The organism is Exiguobacterium marinum DSM 16307, from assembly GCF_000620845.1.
Taxonomy (GTDB): Bacteria; Bacillota; Bacilli; order Exiguobacteriales; family Exiguobacteriaceae; genus Exiguobacterium; species Exiguobacterium marinum.
Window position 1 is genome coordinate 18,987 of the sequence record NZ_JHZT01000004.1, and the last position, 20,659, is coordinate 39,645.

The following is a 20,659-nucleotide window of genomic DNA, read 5'->3' on the forward strand; positions in this document are numbered from 1 at the left end:
GTTCATCCTCTCTCAAAAGTTAATGTGTCCTTCTTCTGTTTTTGGTGCTCGATGCGTTCCTGGACGACACGTTCCGTCGTCGCGAGGAACGTCGGCTTGAATTGGTCCGTCGTCATGATGTCCTCGATGCCCTCAGTCTGCATGAGCGCCTGCAGAAGCTCTGTCAGGATCTGTCCTTGACGGTCGGAGCGGTTCGCTGCGAGTCGAATGCGTTCAAGTTCCGTGGACACTTGCTCGTTTATCAACTTCTCGATATGAAATGCAACCTGAGTGCTGATTGAGCGGGTGAGGAACTGCATGTCCCATTTCTCGTCGGCCACTTGTCTATGCTCGTCTGCGATATGGTCGATGACCTGGCCGAGATGACCGAAGCGTTTGTCGTCGGCGAACTCCTCCAAATACACGACCGTCTCCGGTTTCAACCGAAGGCGGATCTGTCTCAACTTTTCCATCGTCCTCCCTCACTTTCCATATTCGATGTCTTGTTCCAGCTGTTCGAAAGCACGTTGATTCTTCAAATGTTCGAATTCGTCGTTCATATGCCGCTCGATTCGATAGAGTGATTCGTTGAATATCTTTTGTTGGTTGAATGCACGTCGGACTGGATGTTTGCGAGCTTCATTTTTCTCAACTGTCGCCTGTTCTTTTGACAAGTCGCGCATCTCGGAGAGGATGGCATTCCCCATCCGGGTGTATAGGTCCTGTCGTTTCGTCGTCCTATAACGCTCAGCCTTCTCCGTGTCGCCGTAGCTGCGACGATGGAACGACACTTCCTGTTCGAGCCGCTCGTTGAAAGCCTGGAACTCTGATTTGAAGTGAATATCGATATAGTGATCGGTCAGACGGTCGAGTGATTCCCGGAGCGGCTGCATCCCGTTCATGTTGTAGCGCCACTGTCGTTTGTCTTCCGGCAACCGCTCATAGATGTCCTTGAATTGACGGACGAGCTCGGGATGCAGGACACGGTTCGGCAGCGTCGGAATTTTCCGGTTCCGTTTATGGGCGACCAGTTCGTCTCTTATGAACGCGTTCAGCTTCTCCTGTTCTTTCGTCCGGTCGGCGAGGGAATGGATGACCTTCGACTTCATCAGCTCGATCGATTTTGGTTTTCGTTTGCCACGCTCGCGCATGTGGCTCGTCTCGACGATGGCGACATGCACGTGGATATTATCGGTGTTGTAATGCACGGCACCGGTCCAGTAGGCGTGGACCATCTTTTCTTTTTGGAGCATCGAATCGACCGCGTTCCGCGTCGCCTGGATCAATCGTTTCTCGTCGACGAGGTCGTCGTGGAGCACACCGGTCTCGCGTAGCCAAGCGTTGTCGAACGAGATGACGTCTTGCCAGAGGATGCTTCCGTTCGCTTGCGCATGCTTGAAGATGTCGCGGACGGCACGGCGCTTCTCGTCGCTCAACCGGTCGTCCTCGCGTGTGAACAGACCGCTCGACTTCGTCTCGTCTTCCATATAGTCGTGATACGTCTCGAACTGATCGTGGCTGTCTTTCGCGTCCGGTCGATTGATGTAATCGAGGTATGTCGTGTAGCGACGCGACTTCTTTTTCGTGCTCGGCACCTTGAACTTCGACTTGATGACGACACCCGGCGTCTCACGCATCCTGCATCACCTCGTTTAACAAACGGGTCACTGCGGCGAGTTCGTCCGTGCTCCGTTTCAGGTATAGCGTGTTCGCCTCGAGCTGTCGTTCGAGCCGCTCGACCTGCGTCGATTGGATTCCGTTCGCGCACCAGGACGCGAGCAGTTCTTTCAAATATTGTTGCCGGGAGCAGTTGTGTTCCTTCGCCCATTCATCGATCTGCTTCACGATGACGGGGTCGATGTCGCGGAGTAAAAGGTCCATCTGCCTGACCACCTTTCTAGAGGCTGTATATTGCTGAGATCCTAAAAGTTCGTTCAAAGAGCATAAGGGGAAACTGCTATCACTTGTCGTGATAGCCCAGGCAGAGCCTGGGGTTTCCGTGATATCACCAAAAGTCCGAAAACGGCACGAAATGTACCGGTGAAACCAGCGATTTGGCACGAAATGTGCCACTTAAATCGACAGTTCCCGGAGCCGGACGCGCAATTTGTCGTGCTTTTCTTCGAGCGCTACGACCGACTGTTCGAGCTTCTCGAGTTCAAGTGTTAGCTCGTCACGCTTCCGGCCGATGTCAAAAATCTCGTTCTCCTGTTCGACCTGTTCGTCGAGCGAGAGGTAGGGAAGTTCTTCTTCGAGTTCCTCTTTGTCACGGTCGATCCGTGTGATCTGTTGCCGCTGCGCTTCGACTGACTGCTGCGCTTTTTCTAACTGGCGTTCGGTCTCCGTGAGCTCATCCTCGACGAATAGTCTCGTGAAAGTTGTCTCGTCAGATGAGGTGTGGTTCGCCTGTTCGATGGTCCGACGGTCGGCATAGAGGGACGTCAAAAGACTGTTCTCTCGTTCCTTGGGTGTGAGTGCATCGATTGATTGTGACTCATCCAATCCGTAGATTCGGACGGCAAGTTGGTCAAAGTCGTTCGGCACGTCTTTCAATTCGAGCACGTACTGGTCGCTCCGGTCGTGGAGCAACACAACTTCCTTCTCGGAATCCGGACGTGCCTTATAGACGTAACGGAAGAGATGATCGTTCGTGTTACCTGGTGTCTCATCGAGTGTAAGTCGGATGCGCATCGTCCGCATTTCCGTGTCATAACTCCAGGCATGGAGCGTCACAGTCTCCCCGTTCGAGAGCCGGATTGTCTCGTTGATCGGCGTCTGATTGACCGGTGCCTCTTCAGCAAAGAAGAACGACGAGGTGCCGAAGAAGAGAAAGCCGATGACGAAGAATATGCCGAGTCCGAGGTAGAACCGGGAGACGTTCTGGGTGAGGCGTCGTCGCGTTTGCCGTCGCATCTAGATCCCTCCTTCCGCTGTCAGGTCGTCCATCTCGGTGACGATCAAATGTCCGTCGATGGACTCGAACGTCAATGCCAACAGTTCTTGCGTCGTCTCTTCATAACCCGTCTCGGTGATCAACAGATCTTGTTCGAACCGGACGAGACAATCTTCTCCGGAGGCAGAAGGGAACACCTCGATGTCGCGGACGTTCGTCTCGAACGTGCCGACGTCACTGCCGTCCGCACCGAAGAGCGTGGCCGCAAGTTCCTCTGACATGACATCTTTCGCTTGTCGTTTCTGGGTCGTGTAACTGTCTTTCGTGATGGTGAAGGCATACTCGACGAAGCGTGTCGCGCGTGTCACCAGCTCTTCCATTCGTTCCATCTCCGTCGAAGCGACGACTGGTGCAGTGTCTGACGGCGTATCCTCGGAGGTTTCCGATTCAGAGGGAGTGACGCTCTCATGTTTCGTCTCACTAGGGTCTGAAATACTCGTGACAGCCGTCACTTGTTGATAGAAAAAGGCGTTCGCCGCGAGTGAAATCAGAAGCAGTACCCCGAACAGATACGCGAGGTGACGTGCGGTGAAGTTCATTCCTCCTCCTCCTTTCCATACATCCATGACTCAAAATCCGAAGACCGGTGCGGGGTCGATATGTCCGGACCATTCGCTCGTCTTGATTTCGAAATGCAAGTGGTTCCCGCTCGATCGGCCGGTCGTGCCGCAGTACCCGAGCGCTTGCCCAGCGTTGATCGGTTGCCCGGTCTGGACGCCGAGACGACTCAGGTGCGCGTACGCCGTGATGTAGTTGTCGTGCCGGACCTGGACGAGATTGCCGTACGGTCCACGGTCCCCACTATAGATGACGGTGCCACTCTTGACCGCGTGGATCGTGTCGGACGGGGTGCAACTGAAGTCGATCCCGGTGTGGTTGTCCCGTTGTCCGAAGACGACGCGCCATCCGAAACGCGATGTCACGTTGAGCGGGATGGCGAGCGGGGAACGTAACCCCGACAACAGTTCTTTCGTGATGACCCCGTCGGCGACGGCGACCGGCGCAAGATATTTCAGCACCGCGTCGACGTATTCGATGTCCCCATAACAGGCACCATGCTGGACCGCGCTCGGGCGATGACAACGATAAATGCCGGTGTGTTTCACACGTTGGTACATCATCTGCGAGAACGAGATGGCGAGTTCTTTCGAGTAGCGTCCGCCGTTCTTCTGGACGTAATCGATGAAGCCGCCGCCGAAGTTGTAGCTCTGTAGCGTGAGCTGCACGTCGCGGTTCGCCCGTTCGAATACGGAGGCGAAATGTTCGACGCCGTAGCCGATGCTCTCCTCGGGGGAGGTGATGCACCCGATCCGTCCACACTTCGATTCGCTCGCCTGCATCGGGTCGTTCCCGCGTCCGCCACTCTCCTGCATCATGAGCGCGAGTACGAGGTTCGTCTGTTCGGCCAGTCCGTGCTTCGACAGTTCCGATTCGACCAAGGCTCGATATTGGAGCACCTGGTCGCTCACTTGAAGACCGCCCGCCGTGTCGAACGTGACGTCGGTCGGTAGTTCGTTCTGGACACCCGTGAGCGTGTCGAGGATGCCGACGACGAGGATGACAAGGAACAAGACGAGTGCCGCGATGCCGAGCAGGATGAGTCGCCACTTGAGCGTCGCGAGCTGCCATTTCGCTGTGATGGCAAAGTGAGCGGTCCGTTTCGCGGCCGCCCACATCAGGCACCTCCACCGAACAAGGCGAGCTCCTCGGGTGCGACATCGACGTCAAAGATGAGGTTCTGCACGCCGGAGATGCTGAGGACGACACGCCCCGTCTCGAGCGAGGGGATGATGCGCATCTCGGAGTTTGAGAGTTGGCCATCAAACACCGTCTGGATGATTGGGATGCTCTCCGCGTCCTGCTCGCCGATAATCTTGTATTGCGTCAATTGGAAGAGCGACTTGACGTTCTCGGCGTTCTCGGACTTCGATCCGGCCGGCACGAAGTCGGTGATCAAGTGCGACACGAAGAAGATGCCGCCGAAATACTTGCGCGCCTCGCGCATACAACGTTGCAGATACAGGATGGCCGGTTGGGCGATGTCGCGCGTGTTGATCAAGTGGTGCGCCTCGTCGATGACGATGAGGTACTTGCATGCCTCCTCGGTCCGGAGCACGCCCTGGTTATAGGCCTTCAGTTGACTCGAGCCGTTGGCGATCATCCCGTCCCACAGCATGTTCATGAGCGAGAACACCTGCGCCTGGAACACCTCGTCTCTGAGGCTCGTCAGGTTTCTTAGCGGGAACGACACGATGAGTTCCTCATCGAACCGGTCGATCGAGGAGTGTCCGTCGAAGATGTTGCCATAGTTATGGACGAGGTTCGTGACAGCGAGTTCGATGTTCTCGAGACGTTGCACCCGGTTCGGACTGATGGCCTCCTTGAGCGAGGTGCGTGTGTCGTCCGTGTAGAGCTCGCGACGCACGAGTTTCAAGAAATCGGAGAACGTCGGGTACCGGTTCGCCGGATGCGTCGTGATCGGCAGTTCGCCCTGTTCGTCCCAGAGCCCGTGCCGAACGTACAAGTCCCGGAGCAGGATCTCGAACTCGTTCGTCTCTTCCTGTGTCGCCGCCGGGTTGATGTAGTGATAGAACACGGCCATCTTCGACAGATGCTGCATGAACGAGAGCGCCTCGTTGGCGCTGCCGTCGTTGTTCGTCACCGTCTTATAGACATGGAGCGGGTTGATGAGCCCGGCCGACCCGTCGAGCGCGATTTCTTTCCCGCCGAGCTGACGCACGAGGTCGGAGAACTCGCCCGTGACGTCGAGGATGCGGATCTTGTTGCCTTTGATTGCCTGATCGAGCACGGTCTTCTTGAGGAGCGTCGACTTCCCGGACCCCATCTTGCCAATCATGAGTGCGTTATAGAACTTGCGCTGTTTATCCTTATGGAACAGGTCGAAGATGACGCTACCGTTCGTATCAGTCGTCCCGTAATACGTGCCGGTCGCGTCCTGGAGCGACGTGAAGTGGAACGGGTAGCCGCCGGCGATGGAAAGGGACGGGATCTCTTTCCCTCGGCGCCGGTTCGGGAGCTTTTGTTGTTGATCATAGCTCGTAAACAGGCTCTGCCATTCCCATTCCTGTTCGTTCAGGAAGATCGTCGAGCGGAAGTTCCGAGCCTCGAGTTCTTCCATCACTTCCTGTACTTTCACCTCGAGCGTGTCGAGCGTCTTCGCCTTCACATAAAGGCGAAGATGCAGATATTTCATCGTCTCGCCCTGGGTGATCTGTTCGTAGAGCTCGTTCAGTTCTTTGTATGTTTCCCGTGCGTCGATGCGGTCGATGTTGTCCTTCGCGTTTTCGAAGCGCGTGTTCTGTTCGGCCATCGACTTGTTGATGGTTTGGATGATCTCGCGCTTGTCGGCCGTCCCGATGTCGAGCGTCGTCAAAACGCTCGGCATGTTTAAGATGGGTTCGAGCCAGTAGTCATAGACGAGCGACTGATATTTATAGACATGGAGACAGGACAGGTAGCCGTCACCGAGCCGGACGAAGTTGGCCTCGAATCGAATGCCGCCTTGCGGCTGGATCTTGGCGATGACGTCGGGGTTATAGCCTTTCTCGATCTTGACGGTCTCCGGGTCCTGTTGTTTGGACAGTCGTTCACGCAGGCGCTGCCACATGCACGTCACTCCTTTCTTCAGGCGTCGAGTTGCGGTTTCGTATTCGGGTTGTTCAGCTGATAGAGCACATGTACCTTCTGGTCGAGTGTCAGCTCGCGCATCGGGTTTGAGCGGCGGAGCAGTTTATAGAGGTGTGTCTTCCGCTCCCGTAACGTCCGCTCGTCGTCGGCATAAAAAAAGAGGAGATAATCGCGATTGGTGCGATGCTCCTCGAGGTATTCAAGTTCCTGTTTCTTCTTCAATAGAAAGGGCAGGTAGGCCGGTGTCTGATTTTGTCGAATCTGTCGTTCGATGCTGATTTTCTGCCGCTCGAGACTGAGCGGTGTATTCAGTGGCACGACCTTGAGCGGGTGCGTGTACGCTTGCAGAAGATAGGCGAGGGAGAACACGTCATGGTCTTTTTCCTCCTCATTCAAGGAGTAGATGTCCTTTGAGGTGAGCTGGACCATGTCAAGATAGGTCCCGTCGCGCATTTCAAACGCCTCGGTCCCGGTGATGTCGACGACTGGCATCAGTTCGGCGACCGTCGGTTTGACTACGACCTTATCTTTGACCTTCTGTTTCTCGACCACGTCATGTTCGTCGAGCCAGGTGCCTGTGCGTCTCGGTTCCCTTAGCGTATCTTCAATGAAAGCCATTTCACTCACGTCCTTTCGTCTGCGCATCGAGCGCGAGATAGGTGTCTTTGCGTTTGATGAGCGCGTAGTAGAGCGCATGGACCATCCGCTTCTGCGGGTTCGTGGCCGGCCGGAGTACCATGAACAGCCCGAAGATGATGAGGAAGACCGTGAACGGGATGTGTAGCACGGACGGGATGAACGGGAGCGTCACGAGCCGGAGCACGATGAGCCCGACGAGGAACAGGAAGTCATGAAGATAGAGCATCTTGTTGATCTTCAGTTCGGTCGTGACCTCGTTCGGGATCCGATAGTTGCGCATGGGTCATCACTCCTTCTTCTTCGTGTTGTCAGATTTTGGTGGCGAGGTCGGGTAGATTCGTCGCGTCTCTTCATGGTTCTGCGTGTGACGGTGCATCTGATTCTCGCGCACCTGTTCGATGACCTCAGTCTCAACATCAATCACGGTGTCCTGATGGATAGTTCGTCTGGCGCGGCCTTGACGCTTCTCTGATACCGTGTCATTTGAATCCGGTGCAGATGACGTAGATGAGTCGTTTGAATGTTGTGTTTTTTGTTGCGTCGGTGACATCGGGGCTTCTCCGGCTACCGATTCGCTTTGACGATTGTCAGGTCCGGATGCGGTATCGATGGACCCAGTGACCTGTTTGATAGGCGACGTACTAGGGCTTGGAGAATGACCAGAACTTGAATGATCGTGAATCGACTCCGGTCTTGATGTCTCCGATGATGTTGTTTGATGGTCTGGCCTACGTTCGGTATTTGATTCAGGGTTCGTCGCATGAATCGATTCTGGAGACGAAGTACGCTCTGACGTTTCTTTTAGGTGTGTAGAGTCTTGCGATTCCGGTTCTGATTCTTGACCACTGATTGGTTGCGCAACGTCCTTCGGATTTGTCGGTTTCTCTTTGTCGGTCTGCGTGCGACTTGCGGTTTGATTCTCTTGAGCGACATTGTCTGGATCAATGTGTCTCTCGGCATCCATCCGTTGTGAAGCTTGTGTTGCCACATTAGGCAGTGAGCCATTCTGAGGCACGGTGTTTGAATCCATCCGCGTCGTCGCGGCCTCATGGAGTGAGGGCATCTTTGGTGCGCCTTGTGCGGCACGCGCGACCTTCGAGACCGCGTGGGCACCGACCGAGGTCACACCTTTCCCGGCGGCATAGGCGCCGAGCGCGACACCCCAGCCCCGTTTGAGCCCGGCATCGATCCCGAACAGCCGCTCGACCATGTTCGGCCCATCGATCAAAGCGACCGAGAAGGCGATAAGGGCGATCAGATAGGCGAATCCGTCCAACGTCTCCGCGAGATAGGCGGTCCCGATTGTGTATAGCTTGATGGAGACAAAAATCAAGATGATCACGAGGAACGTGTTTAGAATACTTTGGATGACCTTCTTCGTCTTTTGACCACTGTGCAGGTCGGCCGGTGCGACGAGAATCGCCAGGACATAGTTGAAGGCAAGCTCGAACGAGAGACGCGCCAGTTTGTAGGCGATCGAGAATAACGTGAAGCCCATGATCCCGAGCGTCACGAAGATAGTCAACCAGTTCGGCTGATAGCGGTAGTAATACTGGTTGTTCCACTCAACGCCACCTTGGTCGAGTTTACCGAGACTTGTCTCTTTTCCGTTCCATAGAATGTAGGACTCGGCCAATTTGTTTCCGGTTGCCGATAAGTCATAGTTGTTCTTGTCGAAAATCTCATTGATTCGGATATTATCAATCAACTCAGTCGGAATGGCATTTAATGATTCTCCTGTAGCAGCATCAAAATTTTTCGAATCGTGCTCAATCAAATCATGTACATTCCGTTTTAAGATACTCTCAGATAATGAGGCTTCCCCGTCATAAAGCGAATCTGTCCCGATTTCTGCGATTGCTTCATCAGAGAACTCCTGAATTTGGCTCATAGTTGGTGAAAGTAAACCTAAGATTAATAGTGTGATGAACAGGTTGATCAAAAAACTCTCACGTTCAAATTTCTTTTGAAAAATCAACAAGTACCCAGTGAGCAAGAAGCTTCCTGCTAAAAGAACATACAAAAAAGGTTGAATCGTAAGAACGAATTCAACCACTTGGTCATTATTGAAGAATGTATTGGTTAATAGGATTTGATTCGTGATTGATTCAAGGCCGTCAATCAAGACTGATAGTCCTCTGACAAGAATCCATCCCATTGAGCGCAGTGCGTCATTGACCATACTACTTATTTGGAGTACATCTTCGTATTCCTGTAATTTGGTGATTAAATCGGAATCAGCCATTGAAAGACCCCCAATCTACTGAGTCCTAGTAAAGAAGTCTGCTAACTGTTGTTTGTAATTATCCGCCGTCAACATTCCAACATTGATTTCATCTGTGACGTTTCCATCTTGAATCGAGTATAGAACGGCACCTTTTAGTTCGTCAGTGTATTCAAAGTTACCACGATCGACAAGTTCTTCGCCATCTGGCTGAAACGTATTATAGAGCGTGACTTGTTGACTCTCTTCGTTCGCTACCTCTTTTACGAATTCAACGAACTCTTCGAATTCACCATCTTCTTCTTTTACAATCAGCAAATAATCATCCTCTTCGGCTGTCATGACCTTCTCAACGTGTTCAATATCACGTTGAACCAAAGACTCATTGGAATTTGAGCAAGCTCCAAGTAAAAACAAGCTGATTCCTAAAGTACCCGCAAGTAGTTTCCTCATAACGTTTACCCCTCCGTCAGACGATTTTCCCCTTCAATAGATCCGCGACTTTCAGGTTGACGCGGAAGTCGAACTTATCTATTAGTGTAACAGTTTTCGGGGTGTCTGAGGTGTCGTCCTGATAGACGGTCAGAAAGCCATCGGTCGTCTGAATGTTGAGCACGTCGCCCCGCTCGAGGCGGACGCGCTGCGTCTCGATGATCCTCGCGACGACACGCAATTCGTTCTGGATTCGCTTCTCTCTCGCACTCTCGGCCATGGGTTCGGCCTCCTCTCTACGGTGTGCCTTGCTTCAGTTTCTCGAGTCGTTTCGCAATCATTGTGCTCAAAAAGCTCTTCTGGCTGTCGGTGACGTCGTAAACTCCTAGGTTCAGGTTCGTCTCGAACTCGGGGAGGGACATCCCACCGATGTCATGCCCTTCGAACATCGAACGGAGGATGCTGTCCTGAAGCACGTCACGTACCGTCAAGGACGTGTCTTTCTGATTCGATGGCGCGTTGCTATCCGTCTTGTCTTCCTTCTTCGCGAAACGGACACGGATTTGCTCGAAGTCGAGACCGGCGTGACGGCAGGGGATGTCGATATCATGCAGCGAGCGGTCCGTGTCAAAGTCGTCCGCCAGGTATTCGTAGCGGTACTTCATCGCCGTCTTGCCGCTCAGGAAGATTGGATACGACTGGATGCGTCGCTTCTTCATGTCCTGACGTTTGGTGACACGGATGATGAGCATCTCGCCTTCTTTGAGTCCCATGACCTCGGTCGCTGTCATGAGCCGACGACCGTCCACGTTCTCCGTTTTCGATTTCTTGAACGAGAACGTTTGACCGGACCGCGATTTCGTGACGATGGTCGCCTCACCGAGCTTCTTCGAGATCAGTTCGGCGGTCGACTCGTCCGCGGTCAAGAGATAGTGCGTGTTCCCACAGTTGCCGTCGATCGTCTTCCAATCCTCTCCGTATAGGTTCTCGAGTTGGGAATAGGCTTGGATGACGAGATTGAAGCGCATGTTGCGCCCGAGACAGACGGTGATGATGTTGGCCATGCCCTCAATCGGCGGCATGTTGCCGAATTCATCGAGTAAGAAGACGACCTGACGCTCGCATTTGCCTTGTATAGTCTGCGAGGCGACCCGGGCGAGCGCCGTGTACACCTGTTTGATATAAAGGGATGCGATGACGTTGAATGTCGGGTCATAGTCCGGGACAATCAGGAACACCGCCACAGGTTGGAGTTGATGCATCACCTCACGGATTTGGATGGCACCGTCGATGGCGTAGTGGAACCTCCCACTCTCCTCGTCATGCGCTTCTAGTTGGATCGTCGCAGTGCTTGAGTCGGTCGAGATTTGAACGGTGTTTCCAGATTGAAGCGACGACGTATGATACACGATGAAGCTGCCATCGTCATCGGTCGTGAGCGCATGGGTTGTCCCATCTGGGAATTTGAACGTGATCCGTGTCAAAGGTTCAGTCCGTCCACTGATCCAGCGGTTGAATCCGATGCGTCGCATGTCGAGCGAGTTCATCGACGTCAGTTTCCCGGTCCCGTTCAACGTGAAGATCCCGAGTTTCGCATTGGTATTGGCTAAAATACTCGCTCGTGTCTGACCACCCGAGAAGTGGAGCGTCGCGAACTGGAGCCGGGCCGGATGGTTCTCCGGGAACCGTTGAAAGAACTCGTCTAGCGCGGAGATTTCCTGTCCTTGTCGCGTCACGACCATTCGTGAGCCGAGGTCCGAGAGCATGAGCGCGACGTTGTACATGTTGATCTTCTCCGGCGTGTCCTTCGACTCCTCGCAAAGTCCGAGGATGAGCGCCGTACACAGGTCGATTGACGAGTTGGCCCAGAACGGGTCCCGCGCCTTCGGGTCATGGTACAACATGAACGCGACCGAGCGCGCATATTGTTGGGCGAGCGAATAGTTCTCCTCGAGAAATGCGTCGATCGTCAGTTGCAACAGGTTGTACGACATCGATTGGAGCGGGTTCATCAGGTTCAACACCTCGACCTGATAGCCGCGTTGCTCGAGCGTCTCCTTCGAAGCGGCGAAAAGCTCACCTTTCGGGTCGTTGATGATCAAACTCGCCTGGTCACGCGCCCGGCTGTACAGGTCGATCGTCGAGAAGACGAACGTCTCGCCCTTCCCGGACCGGGTCGTCCCGATGACGAGGTTGTTGACGGGCGAGTCATCGATGAACAGCTCATTCTTGACCCGTCCGACGGGGACACCGCCCAATCCGTCATAGCGCTTCTTCCGGTCCGGGACGCGACGGTACTGTTGTTTCAATTCATCGAACGAGGTGAAGCGGGCGCTCCCTTTCTGATTCTTCCGCAGATCCCGGAAGTTCAGCCATACCTTGCCGAACACGACCATTCCGATGAACAGACTGGACACGATCAGCCCGATCAAGACGGTCGAAGAAGGAAGACTCACCTCCACAAACAGGGAGGGTGAGAGCGCCGGGATCGTCGCTCCGGACAACAGCCCGTCTTGTACGATTGGGGTCATGATTTGTCGAATGATATTGAAGACCCCGTTCAGCAGATAAAAAATCCCGACCGGCAACACCAACAGGCAGAACAGGGCGGGGAAGATCAAACGTATCGGAAATCGTAGTGATCGAGACAAAGTTCTCAATTATTTCACCTACCTTAATCGGAATAAAGAATCGTTTGCAGTTTAACTTCTTCTGCAGCGATAGCGGCTTGAATCTTCTCACGGGCCGAAGTGTCCTTGCTAGAGGTTTTCTTCAGTTTCTCGTTCAGTTTGTCGATTGCGGCCATGCTGTCTTGATAGTTGTCCACTTTTTCTTGTACGGCAGTGTCGTTCGTCTTAGACGCCCACCCCTTTGCGGACTCGATATCTCCAAGATAGAGATAGGCGGTCACTTTTGCCGAGATGCGAGGAGCGGTCCATTCCACGTCATCCGTCTTGGCCACGGTTTCATGGTCCCGTTCTAGTGCGGCAATATCGAACACGCCCTCATCGGTGGGGTGTGACGCTTGGAAGTCCTGGAGCCGTTCCAATTTTTCCTTATCGGATAACTCTAGCCCGACCAGCTTCGTCTCGATCAGGATGGGGTCATCCGTGAGCTCGAGCGCCTTCTGGTCTTTTCCTTCCGCCAGATAGAGGTCGATCAATAGGGCATCCTCTTCCTCGGACCGATCTTTTCGTTCCAGTAAATTGATTAATGAGGCTTCCTCACCTTGGAGCGCTTGGTCGTAAGCATCTAGCCACACCTGTTCGCCCCCGGTTACCTGCTCAGCGTGCGCCTCTTTATCGATAAACCATTGGGTGGCAGTGAACAACGATGTGAAGAGAATCCCGGCTGTGGCCGCCCCGTAGATGAGGCGGCGTTGCAGGCGGTTCAAGCGTGACTGATAGGTCGACGAGACAGTCGTGATTTGTCTAACGGATTGGCGCTTATAGTCGTCCGGGGTCTCAGTCTCAATCTCGTCGAGGAGCCACATCTTCTTCGCGTTGTCCTCCTTCTTCGTTCGAATCCGTTGCACCCGGTCCTGCACTTGATGATACAGGTTCGGATAGGTCCCTCCGGTCCCGAACGTGAACGTCCCCCGATATAGCAGTTCGTCTTTCTGGTCGAAGAGCCGGAAGTCACCGGAACAGCTCGTCCCTTCGCTACTGAGCGCATGATGCAGGTCATGTGTCGCGACGACGGCCTCGGCGAAAGTAAACCGCTCATAGTTCTGGATCCGTGTGTCCGGGACGTCGGTGAATCGTACAAACAGCATCTCCTTCCTCCTCTCGTTTCAAGTAACAAAAAAAGCCTTCCGATTGGAACGCTGCGTGAATTTGCATTAGAATTTGATATTCTGGTCGACCATCTCGGCGAGCGTGAACGCGCCCATGACGATGATCAGACCGACGGCGCCCCCGACAAGCCAGCCGACGGCCTTCGAGCGTCCGCGGTCCCCGCCGAAGATGAAGTAGAAGCCCCCGATGGCGAAAGCGATGGCTGCGGCGATGACGGCGAGTCCTTGGAAGAACTGAAGCAAGCTGAGTCCTGTCTCATTGAGTCCCATGTCGTTCCCTCCTTAGTCCTGGTGCGCCGGTGACTTGAAGCTGAGTTTCGCTTCGAGCGCCTCCAAAATGAGTTCCTGGTTGTCCTGGATGACTTGTTGATGTTGCTCGTCGAGCCACTCCTCATAGTCCTTCCCACGGATGCGTAAGAGTTTCTCAGCGAAGCTACGGTTCTGTTTCTGTTCTTTTGATGCCACAGTACACACTTCCTTCCCTTGATCTCTTGATGTGCAGCAGCACATCATTAAGGACAGTCGGATTCGGTGCGGTGGGTTTCTAGCCGTTCCCCCACGAACTCTGCTCCTCGCTGAGATGAGAAGCTGTACAGGGTTTTTCGATGACCCGGAACGATGAGGTGACCTTGTGGCGAGTTTTAGGCGACTCTCGCCGAACCATCTGTGCGTAGATCCCACCCACCCGGTCACTGGTGAGGGACACGCCGGTATGTGATTGGAGGAGACCATCCTTAAGGATGTGCTGCTGCGTCGATGTCGGTTACTGGCGGACTCTTTTCCGCTTCTTGACGTGGATGAGTTCGTCATCCGGGTTCTTTCGCTTGGCGAGCACATGGGCGTCACAGACGACCGTACGGATCCGGTAGTAGAGTTGCGTCAACTGGATCGTCTCGCCGCTCGCCTTCTCGATGCCGATGAAACCGTGCAGTTCATACGTCTTACCGTCGAACGTGCGAACCGAGTCGGCCTGCGGCAACTCCTTCAGGTCGAACCGACGTCGCTCGAGCTTGGTGACGGAGCGCTTCGCCCCGTAGCCGAAGTCGATGGCGTCCCACGGCACCGTCGCGAGCGTATGTCCGAACGCACGGGCCATGTGATCGATGTCGGCAATCGACGGCACCGAGCGATTCTGTTCATACTGACTGATAGCGGGTTGCGAGATCTCCCCGAATGTCTTTTCTGATAGTTCGATCTGTGACCAGCCTGAAAGCCGACGGTTCTCCTTCAACCACTCCCCGAATCGATACATAAGCCTTCCCCTTTCTGTAAACCAGAGCGGCGACCAAACAGATGTTTCCTTTTGTTGGTTCCAATATAGCAGGAGTAGGAATAAAAATCATCAGTTTTCTGATATGTCAGAAATTTTACATTTGACGATTCTTGTCGAATCCGCTCTGTACAAGGGATGAAGAGCAACAGTAACTCAATATTTTCGGTTTTGTAGCACAACTGTAAAAAAATAAAGCTTTGAGTATAGAAAATAATGACAATTATTTTGATTTCAAGAGATTATGGTAGGGTAGAGGAATAGAAGACTTCATAAAGAATAAGTGATGAAGAGAGTACTTGGATCGTGGGGTGAGGAAGTGGAGTTGAACGAGGCAATCATCGAGCGGATGAAGGAGCTCGCAGCGGAACGGAATATGACCATCCATCAAGTGATTCAAAAAGGTGGATTGAATCAAGCTACGATTTCAGAGCTGATGAGCGGACGAACAAAACATCCGAAGGTAAGTACAATTCAGAAGTTTTGTGATGGTCTAAATATCAATCTAAATGATTTCTTTAATGATCAAAGATTTACTTGAGTTTATCCATAAACCAAAAGAGTCAAAGATACTCGGATGTGAGGCTATCTTTGACTCTTTTCATATGCCTATTTCAATAGTTAATCCACTGCTCTTAATGTTTTTTCTGCATTTAAAATTATACCTGATTTATTATTTATTTCTATTTGACTGCCATTGCGCTTCATTAACTCTAGAATTTCTTTAGAATCTAGATCTGGTTTTTTTGATTTGAGTACAGAAATAAAAGCTGTGACCAGAGGTGCTGTTGCAGAACTTCCAGTGAAATAAGTTAGACCATTGTCTGAGGACTTAGTAGTCAGTAAATCAGAACCAGATGCAAAAATATCGATGTTATCGATATTAGGTGTATCAACTACACGTCTATTGTTATCGACTGCTCCGACGCCGATAACACCTTCATAGGAAATAGGATAATAGTCAAGTGATGGATCATTATTTTCAGCGGCTGCTACAACAATTATATTTTTATCTATAGCAGATTTGATTGCATTTTCTAGCTCAATGGTATTTTTAGGTGTAGCTAAGCTTATATTGATGATGTCTACATTTTTTGAAACAGCCGTATTAATGGCTTTAGCTAATTGTTCAGACGTCATACCCATGTCAGTTCCAGCCTGAATAGACAATATAGAGGTATTTGGTATAAGGCCCCCAGGTGTCGTGTGTCCATTTCCTGTACTTACTAAAATACCGCCTACCATGGTTCCATGCATTTGTTGGGAAAGACCTTGGTTACTCTCTAAATATTCTTGATTAATTTTTGCATCTTTTAAAAATTTATTAGTTGTATTTATACCGGTATCAATCACTGCAATTTTTAAATCAATTGATTGTGTATGGGGAAAAATATCTTGTGCATTTATGGTTTTAAGCGTTTCCCCATATAAGCCCTTGTTTTTAAAATTATTATAATACTCTGTACCCATAAAAATAAGCGTTGAGAGTGCTATTACAAGCAACATATAGTTAAAGATTTTTTTTTTCATAGATTGACCTTCTCCCTTAGTAAAGTTACCTTTACGTAAAGTAAGCTTTACGTAAAGGTAACTTTACTGTATAATTCTTATTAGAGCAATGAAGTTGAAACGAAAAGAGGTGAAATTATTGTTAAACAGGTTAGCAGAAGTTAGAGGAAGTTTTAATTGTTCTCAAGAACAATTAGCGTCTGATCTTAAAGTGTCGCGTCAAACAATCATTTCTATTGAAAAAGGTCGATATAACCCCTCACTGCCCCTTGCTTTAAAAATTGCTAAAAAATTCAATTTACATGTAGAAGATATTTTCATTATCGAGGAGGACAACGATGATTTATAGAAAATTATATTTAGGATTAGGGGTATTTTTCTCCTTATCTACAATCTTGTTATTGTCATTCAGCGTATTTAGTAAAACATCTGATTTAGGTATGGCATTTTTGTCACAGCTCTCTCTTGCTTTAATTTCTTTGACCATGTGGCACTTATACCCAGAAATGAAAGAAAATGATGAAAGAATTAAAAATATTAAACGAAAAATGCTTTCTATTTTAAGTGTGACACTAACTGTTCTTATTTTAATTCTTTTCACATGGATGACTTTTTTTGAATTACCTTTTAAAGCTTCCGATGTTTTAAATATAGTTCTCTTTTTAATTGTTTTAGTTGCAACTTCCACTTTAGTTTTTTTATCAAAAAGATATTAAAAAAGCTTTCTATTTTATAGAAAGCTTTTTTTTATTATGATTTTGCTTTTGCGATGCAGTATCCCCAGTTGAATCCTGAGATTGCTGCTGCTCCTGAAAGACATGCGATACATCCAGCGCCTGCAGTGATTACACAAGCTCCTCCACAAATAACACCGATAGTAGATGCAGTAGCCCAGCTAATTCCTAAGTCATTAGTCATACATTTTTTGAATTTTGACCATGACCATTGTGGCTGTACATCTGGCTTCACTAAAGTTTGATCAATGGTTTTGTTACCTTCAGACCATACCTGAAGCGATGCATTTTCTTCATCAATATGTTTGAGGTTGATTTCATATACTGAGATGATTTTTAAATCTGAGTCTAAAACGAATGAAACACTGCTAATTGCTTCGAAATTTGAGCTTTCGCTTACAACATACTGGACAAAAAAGTTTCCATTATCCAAAGACAATGCTTTGACATTTTCTGAATCTAAATCTTTAGTTTTTAGACCGCGTAATTCTTTATTCAATTGTTTTTTAGTTGCCTTTACTAAATTACTTTCTAAATCTGAGGATACAGAACTAGTTGTGTCTTCAAAGTTAGAAATTGCCTCTTCAATACCTGGAGTGACTGAAGTGTTATCCTGTGCAGAAACTGAAGAAGAGAACCCGGAGAAAACCAGTGTAAGGGCCATAGTCATGAGGAAAATGAGTTTGACCGTTTTATCAAAATTGAGTGTCATCTTAGAAATACGTCCTTTTTTATTCTTAACGTTAAGACTGTGATATTTGTACTAGCTAGGTACATCTGTATACTAACAAAGGGATTATCATTAAAAAATGGTTATATAATACCAATTTTCAATAATAACCCCTATAATGTGATGGAAATTAAATAAATAACATAAAAATATATTATGATGTAAATTAAAGCTATTTAATATCTTTTATTTTATAGCGATTTATAGCCTTTCTATACATTTCATGTGTTTTTCCGTCAATACAGTTTGTTTCGTATAAAAAATTCACTTCTTGAACGAGTAAGTCTATGGTTTCAAATTCTTTTTTAAAGATATTTCTCTTGATTCCTGAATTTGTTTGTTCTAAACAAATGTAATTGCCATCTCTTTTTTTAGCAACACCGTTGTGTAAGAAGATTGAGAGTTAATGTAGGATGTCAAGCAAATAGTTAACAATACAACACTACTTATTACTTGAGTTAAGTGTATAGGGCGAATAAGTGCTATATGTGAACTTATAACGTCTTATAAATTTTCGAATGAAACATTAAATAACGAAACTGAAAGTGAATACATAAAAAGGTTTACAAGATTCAATATTTCTCCAACTATAAATGGAATAAACGAAGTATTTTCAATCTCTATTTTGGTTCCGATTAAGCATAGAGTGGTCAAATAGGAGAAAAATATTATTTCAATTAAGCTGTTTAAAGCTAAATTTGCTCTGTTTCGTTTAGTTAAGTTTGATTTTTTATCAATTTCTTTATCATGAAGGTCTGTATAAAAGGAATAACATATTTCCACAGATCGCATTAAAAGTCGTATAAAAATTAATACGAACATAAGGTCCAAGAAATTTTGAAAAACTGATAAAGGCAAGACTTCCCAAACAACTACAAGTGATTTTGTTATTAAATAAGCAATCAGAAAAACTATGAGTGTCCAAACAGCTATATACAAATTATCTTTATTTCTATTGGATATGTAATTTGCTCGAGCATCTTTCATCTGCTCTACTGGGAGAACACAGTTTGATATTAACTTATTAAACTCAGAAATATCTTGTTTTTTCGAAATGTATTCTAAAAATGTGAGGAGATTTTTACTTTCGGTCAGTGACCCAGAATTTTTAAGAAGATAATAGTTTATGTCACTTTCAGATCGATACATATACAATTCTTTAGGATTAAAGGGAAAGATGAAAATACACTTGTATACATGTATACAAATGGAGAAAAGTTTGATACGTTGAACTTACAAATAAAAAAGGAGGCACTAAAATGACCAATCAGCTTGATCTCTCACAGCAAGAAGCGATTGTTGTGACGTTCGGAAACTTTAAAGGCGGCACGGGAAAGACGACAAATAGTACGATGCTCGCTTATGCACTGGCCAAGAAAGGCTATCGTGTGTTGCTCTGTGACCAAGATCCGCAGGCGAACGCTACTACCTTGTTCTTGAAGACAAAGGCTGCACGAGAAGATGATTACATAACCTTCGAAAAGACATTGATGGCAGCAATGCAAGAAGGCGATTTAAGTAGCATCGTCACAGAAGTTACGGACAATCTGTTCCTACTACCTTCATTCAGTGATTTCGCGCAGTACCCGAAGTTTCTTGAGAAAAAGTTTGAGAAAGAAGTGGACCGAGTGACGTATCTGTCTACTTTACTTGAACCTCTGAAGAGCGAGTTCGATTTCATTTTTGTGGACGTTCCTCCGACTATCTCCATCTATACTGACTCTGCCCTCTATGCCTCTGATTTCGTTGTCGTTGTACTTCAGACACAGGAACGAAGCTTGCAGGGAGCCGAGGTGTTTACACAGTACCTGCAGACATTGCTGGATGACTATGGTGCTGATTTTGATATTCTTGGAATCCTACCGGTTCTTCTCAAAAATGGTGCAGCCGTAGATATGGCAACGCTTGAAAATGCCAAGAATGTATTCGGATCGCACAACCTTTTTGAAGGCGTGATCAAGAACATGGAGCGTTTGAAGCGATATGATATCACTGGAATCGTCGAGGAAGATATGCACGACAAACGTGTCATGGAGACATATGCAAAAGTTGCAGAGGAGTTCTTAAACCGTCTCGAAGCAGAAATGAATTACGTGGAACAGGGGTGAATAATATGTCAGATTTGATTCAAAAACCAGCGAAAAAGCGGTTGCTGGACCGTAAGGGTGCAGCGGCGCCGCAACAAACATATAAAGCTGAAGTATCTGAAGACAAAACAGTGGAATCGAAAGCTACTGTTCAGAAAGAAACTTCAAACAAACGATCAGCCAAGAACTCCGTCAACATGGGTTCAAGCACTGTTCGTGTATCGAACCTCACAAAAAACAAATTGTCAGCGTTAGTGACGATGGGCAAAGCGGATTCGGCAGATGCGATTATTTCTACGATGATTGACGAGTATCTGGAGCTATTCTCTTCCAATGAGAGAAAAGAATATGAACTGATTCGAGACGTTTTGATGATGAAGCATAGTAAATAAAAAAGGCAGTCCATAATGAACTGAGCCTTAGATATTGATGAACGAGCATGCTCCAGTAGAGCATGCTCGTTTTTTATGTGACGACAATTCATCTAAATATTTTTAAGGTATACTCCTTTGCTGGATATTCAGCCACGTTGATCTAACAAAGATAGATATTCAAAAAAAACGGTATACATGTATACGCGTATACAAATCTACATGTATACAAATATACATGTATGCAAAACTACATGTATACAAATCTACATGTATACAAATCTACA

At 48.7% G+C, this 20,659-nt stretch carries 24 protein-coding genes; 5 read left to right on the forward strand and 19 right to left on the reverse strand.

Features of this window, described 5'->3' with window-relative positions; translation table 11 throughout:
- Positions 1-2 precede the first annotated feature (2 nt).
- The 17 genes from P400_RS15260 to P400_RS15430 all read right to left on the reverse strand — a co-directional run bounded on the left by P400_RS15260 (position 3) and on the right by P400_RS15430 (position 14,923).
- Positions 3-452, reverse strand: a complete 450-nt coding sequence (locus tag P400_RS15260; RefSeq protein ID WP_051545906.1) for a hypothetical protein — start codon at positions 450-452, stop codon at positions 3-5.
- A 9-nt stretch (positions 453-461) separates the two neighbouring features.
- The gene (gene mobP2, locus P400_RS0100120) at positions 462-1,616 is read right to left on the reverse strand and encodes a MobP2 family relaxase (RefSeq protein WP_026824333.1); all 1,155 of its coding nucleotides are present in this window, start codon (positions 1,614-1,616) and stop codon (positions 462-464) included.
- On the reverse strand, positions 1,609-1,860 hold the full coding sequence (locus P400_RS14645; protein WP_034770548.1) for a hypothetical protein: 252 nt from the start codon (positions 1,858-1,860) through the stop codon (positions 1,609-1,611). Before P400_RS14645 ends, mobP2 begins: the two co-directional genes overlap by 8 nt.
- A gap of 192 nt (positions 1,861-2,052) precedes the next feature.
- A complete protein-coding gene (locus tag P400_RS14650) occupies positions 2,053-2,892 on the reverse strand; it encodes a hypothetical protein (protein WP_026824334.1) in 840 nt (279 codons plus the stop codon).
- On the reverse strand, positions 2,893-3,471 hold the full coding sequence (locus P400_RS15265) for a hypothetical protein (protein ID WP_026824335.1): 579 nt from the start codon (positions 3,469-3,471) through the stop codon (positions 2,893-2,895).
- Between the two features lie 30 nt (positions 3,472-3,501).
- Complete coding sequence (locus P400_RS15425; protein WP_084483541.1) at positions 3,502-4,608, reverse strand: lysozyme family protein; 1,107 nt, start codon at positions 4,606-4,608, stop codon at positions 3,502-3,504.
- Complete coding sequence (locus P400_RS0100150) at positions 4,608-6,560, reverse strand: VirB4 family type IV secretion system protein (protein WP_026824336.1); 1,953 nt, start codon at positions 6,558-6,560, stop codon at positions 4,608-4,610. Before P400_RS0100150 ends, P400_RS15425 begins: the two co-directional genes overlap by 1 nt.
- Before the next feature lie 17 nt (positions 6,561-6,577).
- Positions 6,578-7,198, reverse strand: a complete 621-nt coding sequence (locus P400_RS14665; RefSeq protein ID WP_051545907.1) for a hypothetical protein — start codon at positions 7,196-7,198, stop codon at positions 6,578-6,580.
- A gap of 1 nt (position 7,199) precedes the next feature.
- The gene (locus P400_RS0100160) at positions 7,200-7,499 is read right to left on the reverse strand and encodes a DUF5592 family protein (RefSeq protein ID WP_026824337.1); all 300 of its coding nucleotides are present in this window, start codon (positions 7,497-7,499) and stop codon (positions 7,200-7,202) included.
- A 6-nt stretch (positions 7,500-7,505) separates the two neighbouring features.
- Positions 7,506-9,464 carry a pLS20_p028 family conjugation system transmembrane protein gene (locus P400_RS15275; protein ID WP_051545908.1) on the reverse strand — a complete coding sequence of 653 codons (1,959 nt, stop codon included), beginning with the start codon at positions 9,462-9,464 and terminating at the stop codon, positions 7,506-7,508.
- Between the two features lie 15 nt (positions 9,465-9,479).
- Entirely contained in the window at positions 9,480-9,896 is a 417-nt protein-coding gene (locus tag P400_RS0100170) for a hypothetical protein (RefSeq protein ID WP_026824338.1), read from the reverse strand.
- A gap of 16 nt (positions 9,897-9,912) precedes the next feature.
- Complete coding sequence (locus P400_RS0100175; RefSeq protein WP_012390470.1) at positions 9,913-10,155, reverse strand: hypothetical protein; 243 nt, start codon at positions 10,153-10,155, stop codon at positions 9,913-9,915.
- A gap of 16 nt (positions 10,156-10,171) precedes the next feature.
- Complete coding sequence (locus P400_RS14675; RefSeq protein ID WP_161634141.1) at positions 10,172-12,535, reverse strand: VirD4-like conjugal transfer protein, CD1115 family; 2,364 nt, start codon at positions 12,533-12,535, stop codon at positions 10,172-10,174.
- A gap of 14 nt (positions 12,536-12,549) precedes the next feature.
- Positions 12,550-13,650 carry a hypothetical protein gene (locus tag P400_RS0100185; RefSeq protein ID WP_026824339.1) on the reverse strand — a complete coding sequence of 367 codons (1,101 nt, stop codon included), beginning with the start codon at positions 13,648-13,650 and terminating at the stop codon, positions 12,550-12,552.
- Positions 13,651-13,716: 66 nt separating this feature from the next.
- Positions 13,717-13,941 (reverse strand): hypothetical protein, encoded by a 225-nt coding sequence (locus tag P400_RS14680; protein ID WP_012390467.1) that lies wholly within the window; start codon positions 13,939-13,941, stop codon positions 13,717-13,719.
- A gap of 12 nt (positions 13,942-13,953) precedes the next feature.
- The gene (locus P400_RS14685) at positions 13,954-14,136 is read right to left on the reverse strand and encodes a hypothetical protein (protein WP_021065836.1); all 183 of its coding nucleotides are present in this window, start codon (positions 14,134-14,136) and stop codon (positions 13,954-13,956) included.
- A 298-nt stretch (positions 14,137-14,434) separates the two neighbouring features.
- Positions 14,435-14,923 carry a helix-turn-helix domain-containing protein gene (locus P400_RS15430; RefSeq protein WP_084483542.1) on the reverse strand — a complete coding sequence of 163 codons (489 nt, stop codon included), beginning with the start codon at positions 14,921-14,923 and terminating at the stop codon, positions 14,435-14,437.
- A gap of 304 nt (positions 14,924-15,227) precedes the next feature.
- On the opposite strand from P400_RS15430, the gene P400_RS0100205 reads away from it, so the two are divergent.
- Entirely contained in the window at positions 15,228-15,482 is a 255-nt protein-coding gene (locus tag P400_RS0100205; protein WP_051545910.1) for a helix-turn-helix domain-containing protein, read from the forward strand.
- Positions 15,483-15,562: 80 nt separating this feature from the next.
- On the opposite strand, the gene P400_RS0100210 is transcribed toward P400_RS0100205, so the two are convergent.
- Positions 15,563-16,471 (reverse strand): S8 family peptidase, encoded by a 909-nt coding sequence (locus P400_RS0100210; RefSeq protein WP_026824342.1) that lies wholly within the window; start codon positions 16,469-16,471, stop codon positions 15,563-15,565.
- A gap of 118 nt (positions 16,472-16,589) precedes the next feature.
- On the opposite strand from P400_RS0100210, the gene P400_RS0100215 reads away from it, so the two are divergent.
- Positions 16,590-16,799, forward strand: a complete 210-nt coding sequence (locus P400_RS0100215) for a helix-turn-helix transcriptional regulator (protein ID WP_026824343.1) — start codon at positions 16,590-16,592, stop codon at positions 16,797-16,799.
- Entirely contained in the window at positions 16,789-17,166 is a 378-nt protein-coding gene (locus P400_RS0100220; RefSeq protein WP_026824344.1) for a hypothetical protein, read from the forward strand. The genes P400_RS0100215 and P400_RS0100220 overlap by 11 nt, the downstream gene beginning before the upstream one ends.
- A gap of 34 nt (positions 17,167-17,200) precedes the next feature.
- Here P400_RS0100220 and P400_RS0100225 read toward each other — a convergent pair whose 3' ends face one another.
- Entirely contained in the window at positions 17,201-17,896 is a 696-nt protein-coding gene (locus P400_RS0100225; RefSeq protein ID WP_026824345.1) for a hypothetical protein, read from the reverse strand.
- Positions 17,897-19,173: 1,277 nt separating this feature from the next.
- Here P400_RS0100225 and P400_RS0100235 point away from each other — a divergent pair.
- Together P400_RS0100235 and P400_RS0100240 are read left to right on the forward strand one after the other, a co-directional pair.
- Entirely contained in the window at positions 19,174-20,022 is an 849-nt protein-coding gene (locus P400_RS0100235; RefSeq protein WP_034770589.1) for a ParA family protein, read from the forward strand.
- A 5-nt stretch (positions 20,023-20,027) separates the two neighbouring features.
- Positions 20,028-20,393 carry a DUF5388 domain-containing protein gene (locus P400_RS0100240; RefSeq protein ID WP_026824348.1) on the forward strand — a complete coding sequence of 122 codons (366 nt, stop codon included), beginning with the start codon at positions 20,028-20,030 and terminating at the stop codon, positions 20,391-20,393.
- The last annotated feature ends 266 nt before the right edge of the window (positions 20,394-20,659 follow it).

Bases quoted from the DNA above. Each gene is read 5' to 3' on its own strand.
- P400_RS15260 (WP_051545906.1), bottom strand. From the start codon at position 452: ATGGAAAAGTTGAGACAGATCCGCCTTCGGTTGAAACCGGAGACGGTC.
- mobP2 (WP_026824333.1), bottom strand. From the start codon at position 1,616: ATGCGTGAGACGCCGGGTGTCGTCATCAAGTCGAAGTTCAAGGTGCCG.
- P400_RS14645 (WP_034770548.1), bottom strand. From the start codon at position 1,860: ATGGACCTTTTACTCCGCGACATCGACCCCGTCATCGTGAAGCAGATC.
- P400_RS14650 (WP_026824334.1), bottom strand. From the start codon at position 2,892: ATGCGACGGCAAACGCGACGACGCCTCACCCAGAACGTCTCCCGGTTC.
- P400_RS15265 (WP_026824335.1), bottom strand. From the start codon at position 3,471: ATGAACTTCACCGCACGTCACCTCGCGTATCTGTTCGGGGTACTGCTT.
- P400_RS15425 (WP_084483541.1), bottom strand. From the start codon at position 4,608: ATGTGGGCGGCCGCGAAACGGACCGCTCACTTTGCCATCACAGCGAAA.
- P400_RS0100150 (WP_026824336.1), bottom strand. From the start codon at position 6,560: ATGTGGCAGCGCCTGCGTGAACGACTGTCCAAACAACAGGACCCGGAG.
- P400_RS14665 (WP_051545907.1), bottom strand. From the start codon at position 7,198: ATGGCTTTCATTGAAGATACGCTAAGGGAACCGAGACGCACAGGCACC.
- P400_RS0100160 (WP_026824337.1), bottom strand. From the start codon at position 7,499: ATGCGCAACTATCGGATCCCGAACGAGGTCACGACCGAACTGAAGATC.
- P400_RS15275 (WP_051545908.1), bottom strand. From the start codon at position 9,464: ATGGCTGATTCCGATTTAATCACCAAATTACAGGAATACGAAGATGTA.
- P400_RS0100170 (WP_026824338.1), bottom strand. From the start codon at position 9,896: ATGAGGAAACTACTTGCGGGTACTTTAGGAATCAGCTTGTTTTTACTT.
- P400_RS0100175 (WP_012390470.1), bottom strand. From the start codon at position 10,155: ATGGCCGAGAGTGCGAGAGAGAAGCGAATCCAGAACGAATTGCGTGTC.
- P400_RS0100185 (WP_026824339.1), bottom strand. From the start codon at position 13,650: ATGCTGTTTGTACGATTCACCGACGTCCCGGACACACGGATCCAGAAC.
- P400_RS14680 (WP_012390467.1), bottom strand. From the start codon at position 13,941: ATGGGACTCAATGAGACAGGACTCAGCTTGCTTCAGTTCTTCCAAGGA.
- P400_RS15430 (WP_084483542.1), bottom strand. From the start codon at position 14,923: ATGTATCGATTCGGGGAGTGGTTGAAGGAGAACCGTCGGCTTTCAGGC.
- P400_RS0100205 (WP_051545910.1), top strand. From the start codon at position 15,228: ATGAAGAGAGTACTTGGATCGTGGGGTGAGGAAGTGGAGTTGAACGAG.
- P400_RS0100210 (WP_026824342.1), bottom strand. From the start codon at position 16,471: ATGAAAAAAAAAATCTTTAACTATATGTTGCTTGTAATAGCACTCTCA.
- P400_RS0100220 (WP_026824344.1), top strand. From the start codon at position 16,789: ATGATTTATAGAAAATTATATTTAGGATTAGGGGTATTTTTCTCCTTA.
- P400_RS0100225 (WP_026824345.1), bottom strand. From the start codon at position 17,896: ATGACACTCAATTTTGATAAAACGGTCAAACTCATTTTCCTCATGACT.
- P400_RS0100235 (WP_034770589.1), top strand. From the start codon at position 19,174: ATGACCAATCAGCTTGATCTCTCACAGCAAGAAGCGATTGTTGTGACG.
- P400_RS0100240 (WP_026824348.1), top strand. From the start codon at position 20,028: ATGTCAGATTTGATTCAAAAACCAGCGAAAAAGCGGTTGCTGGACCGT.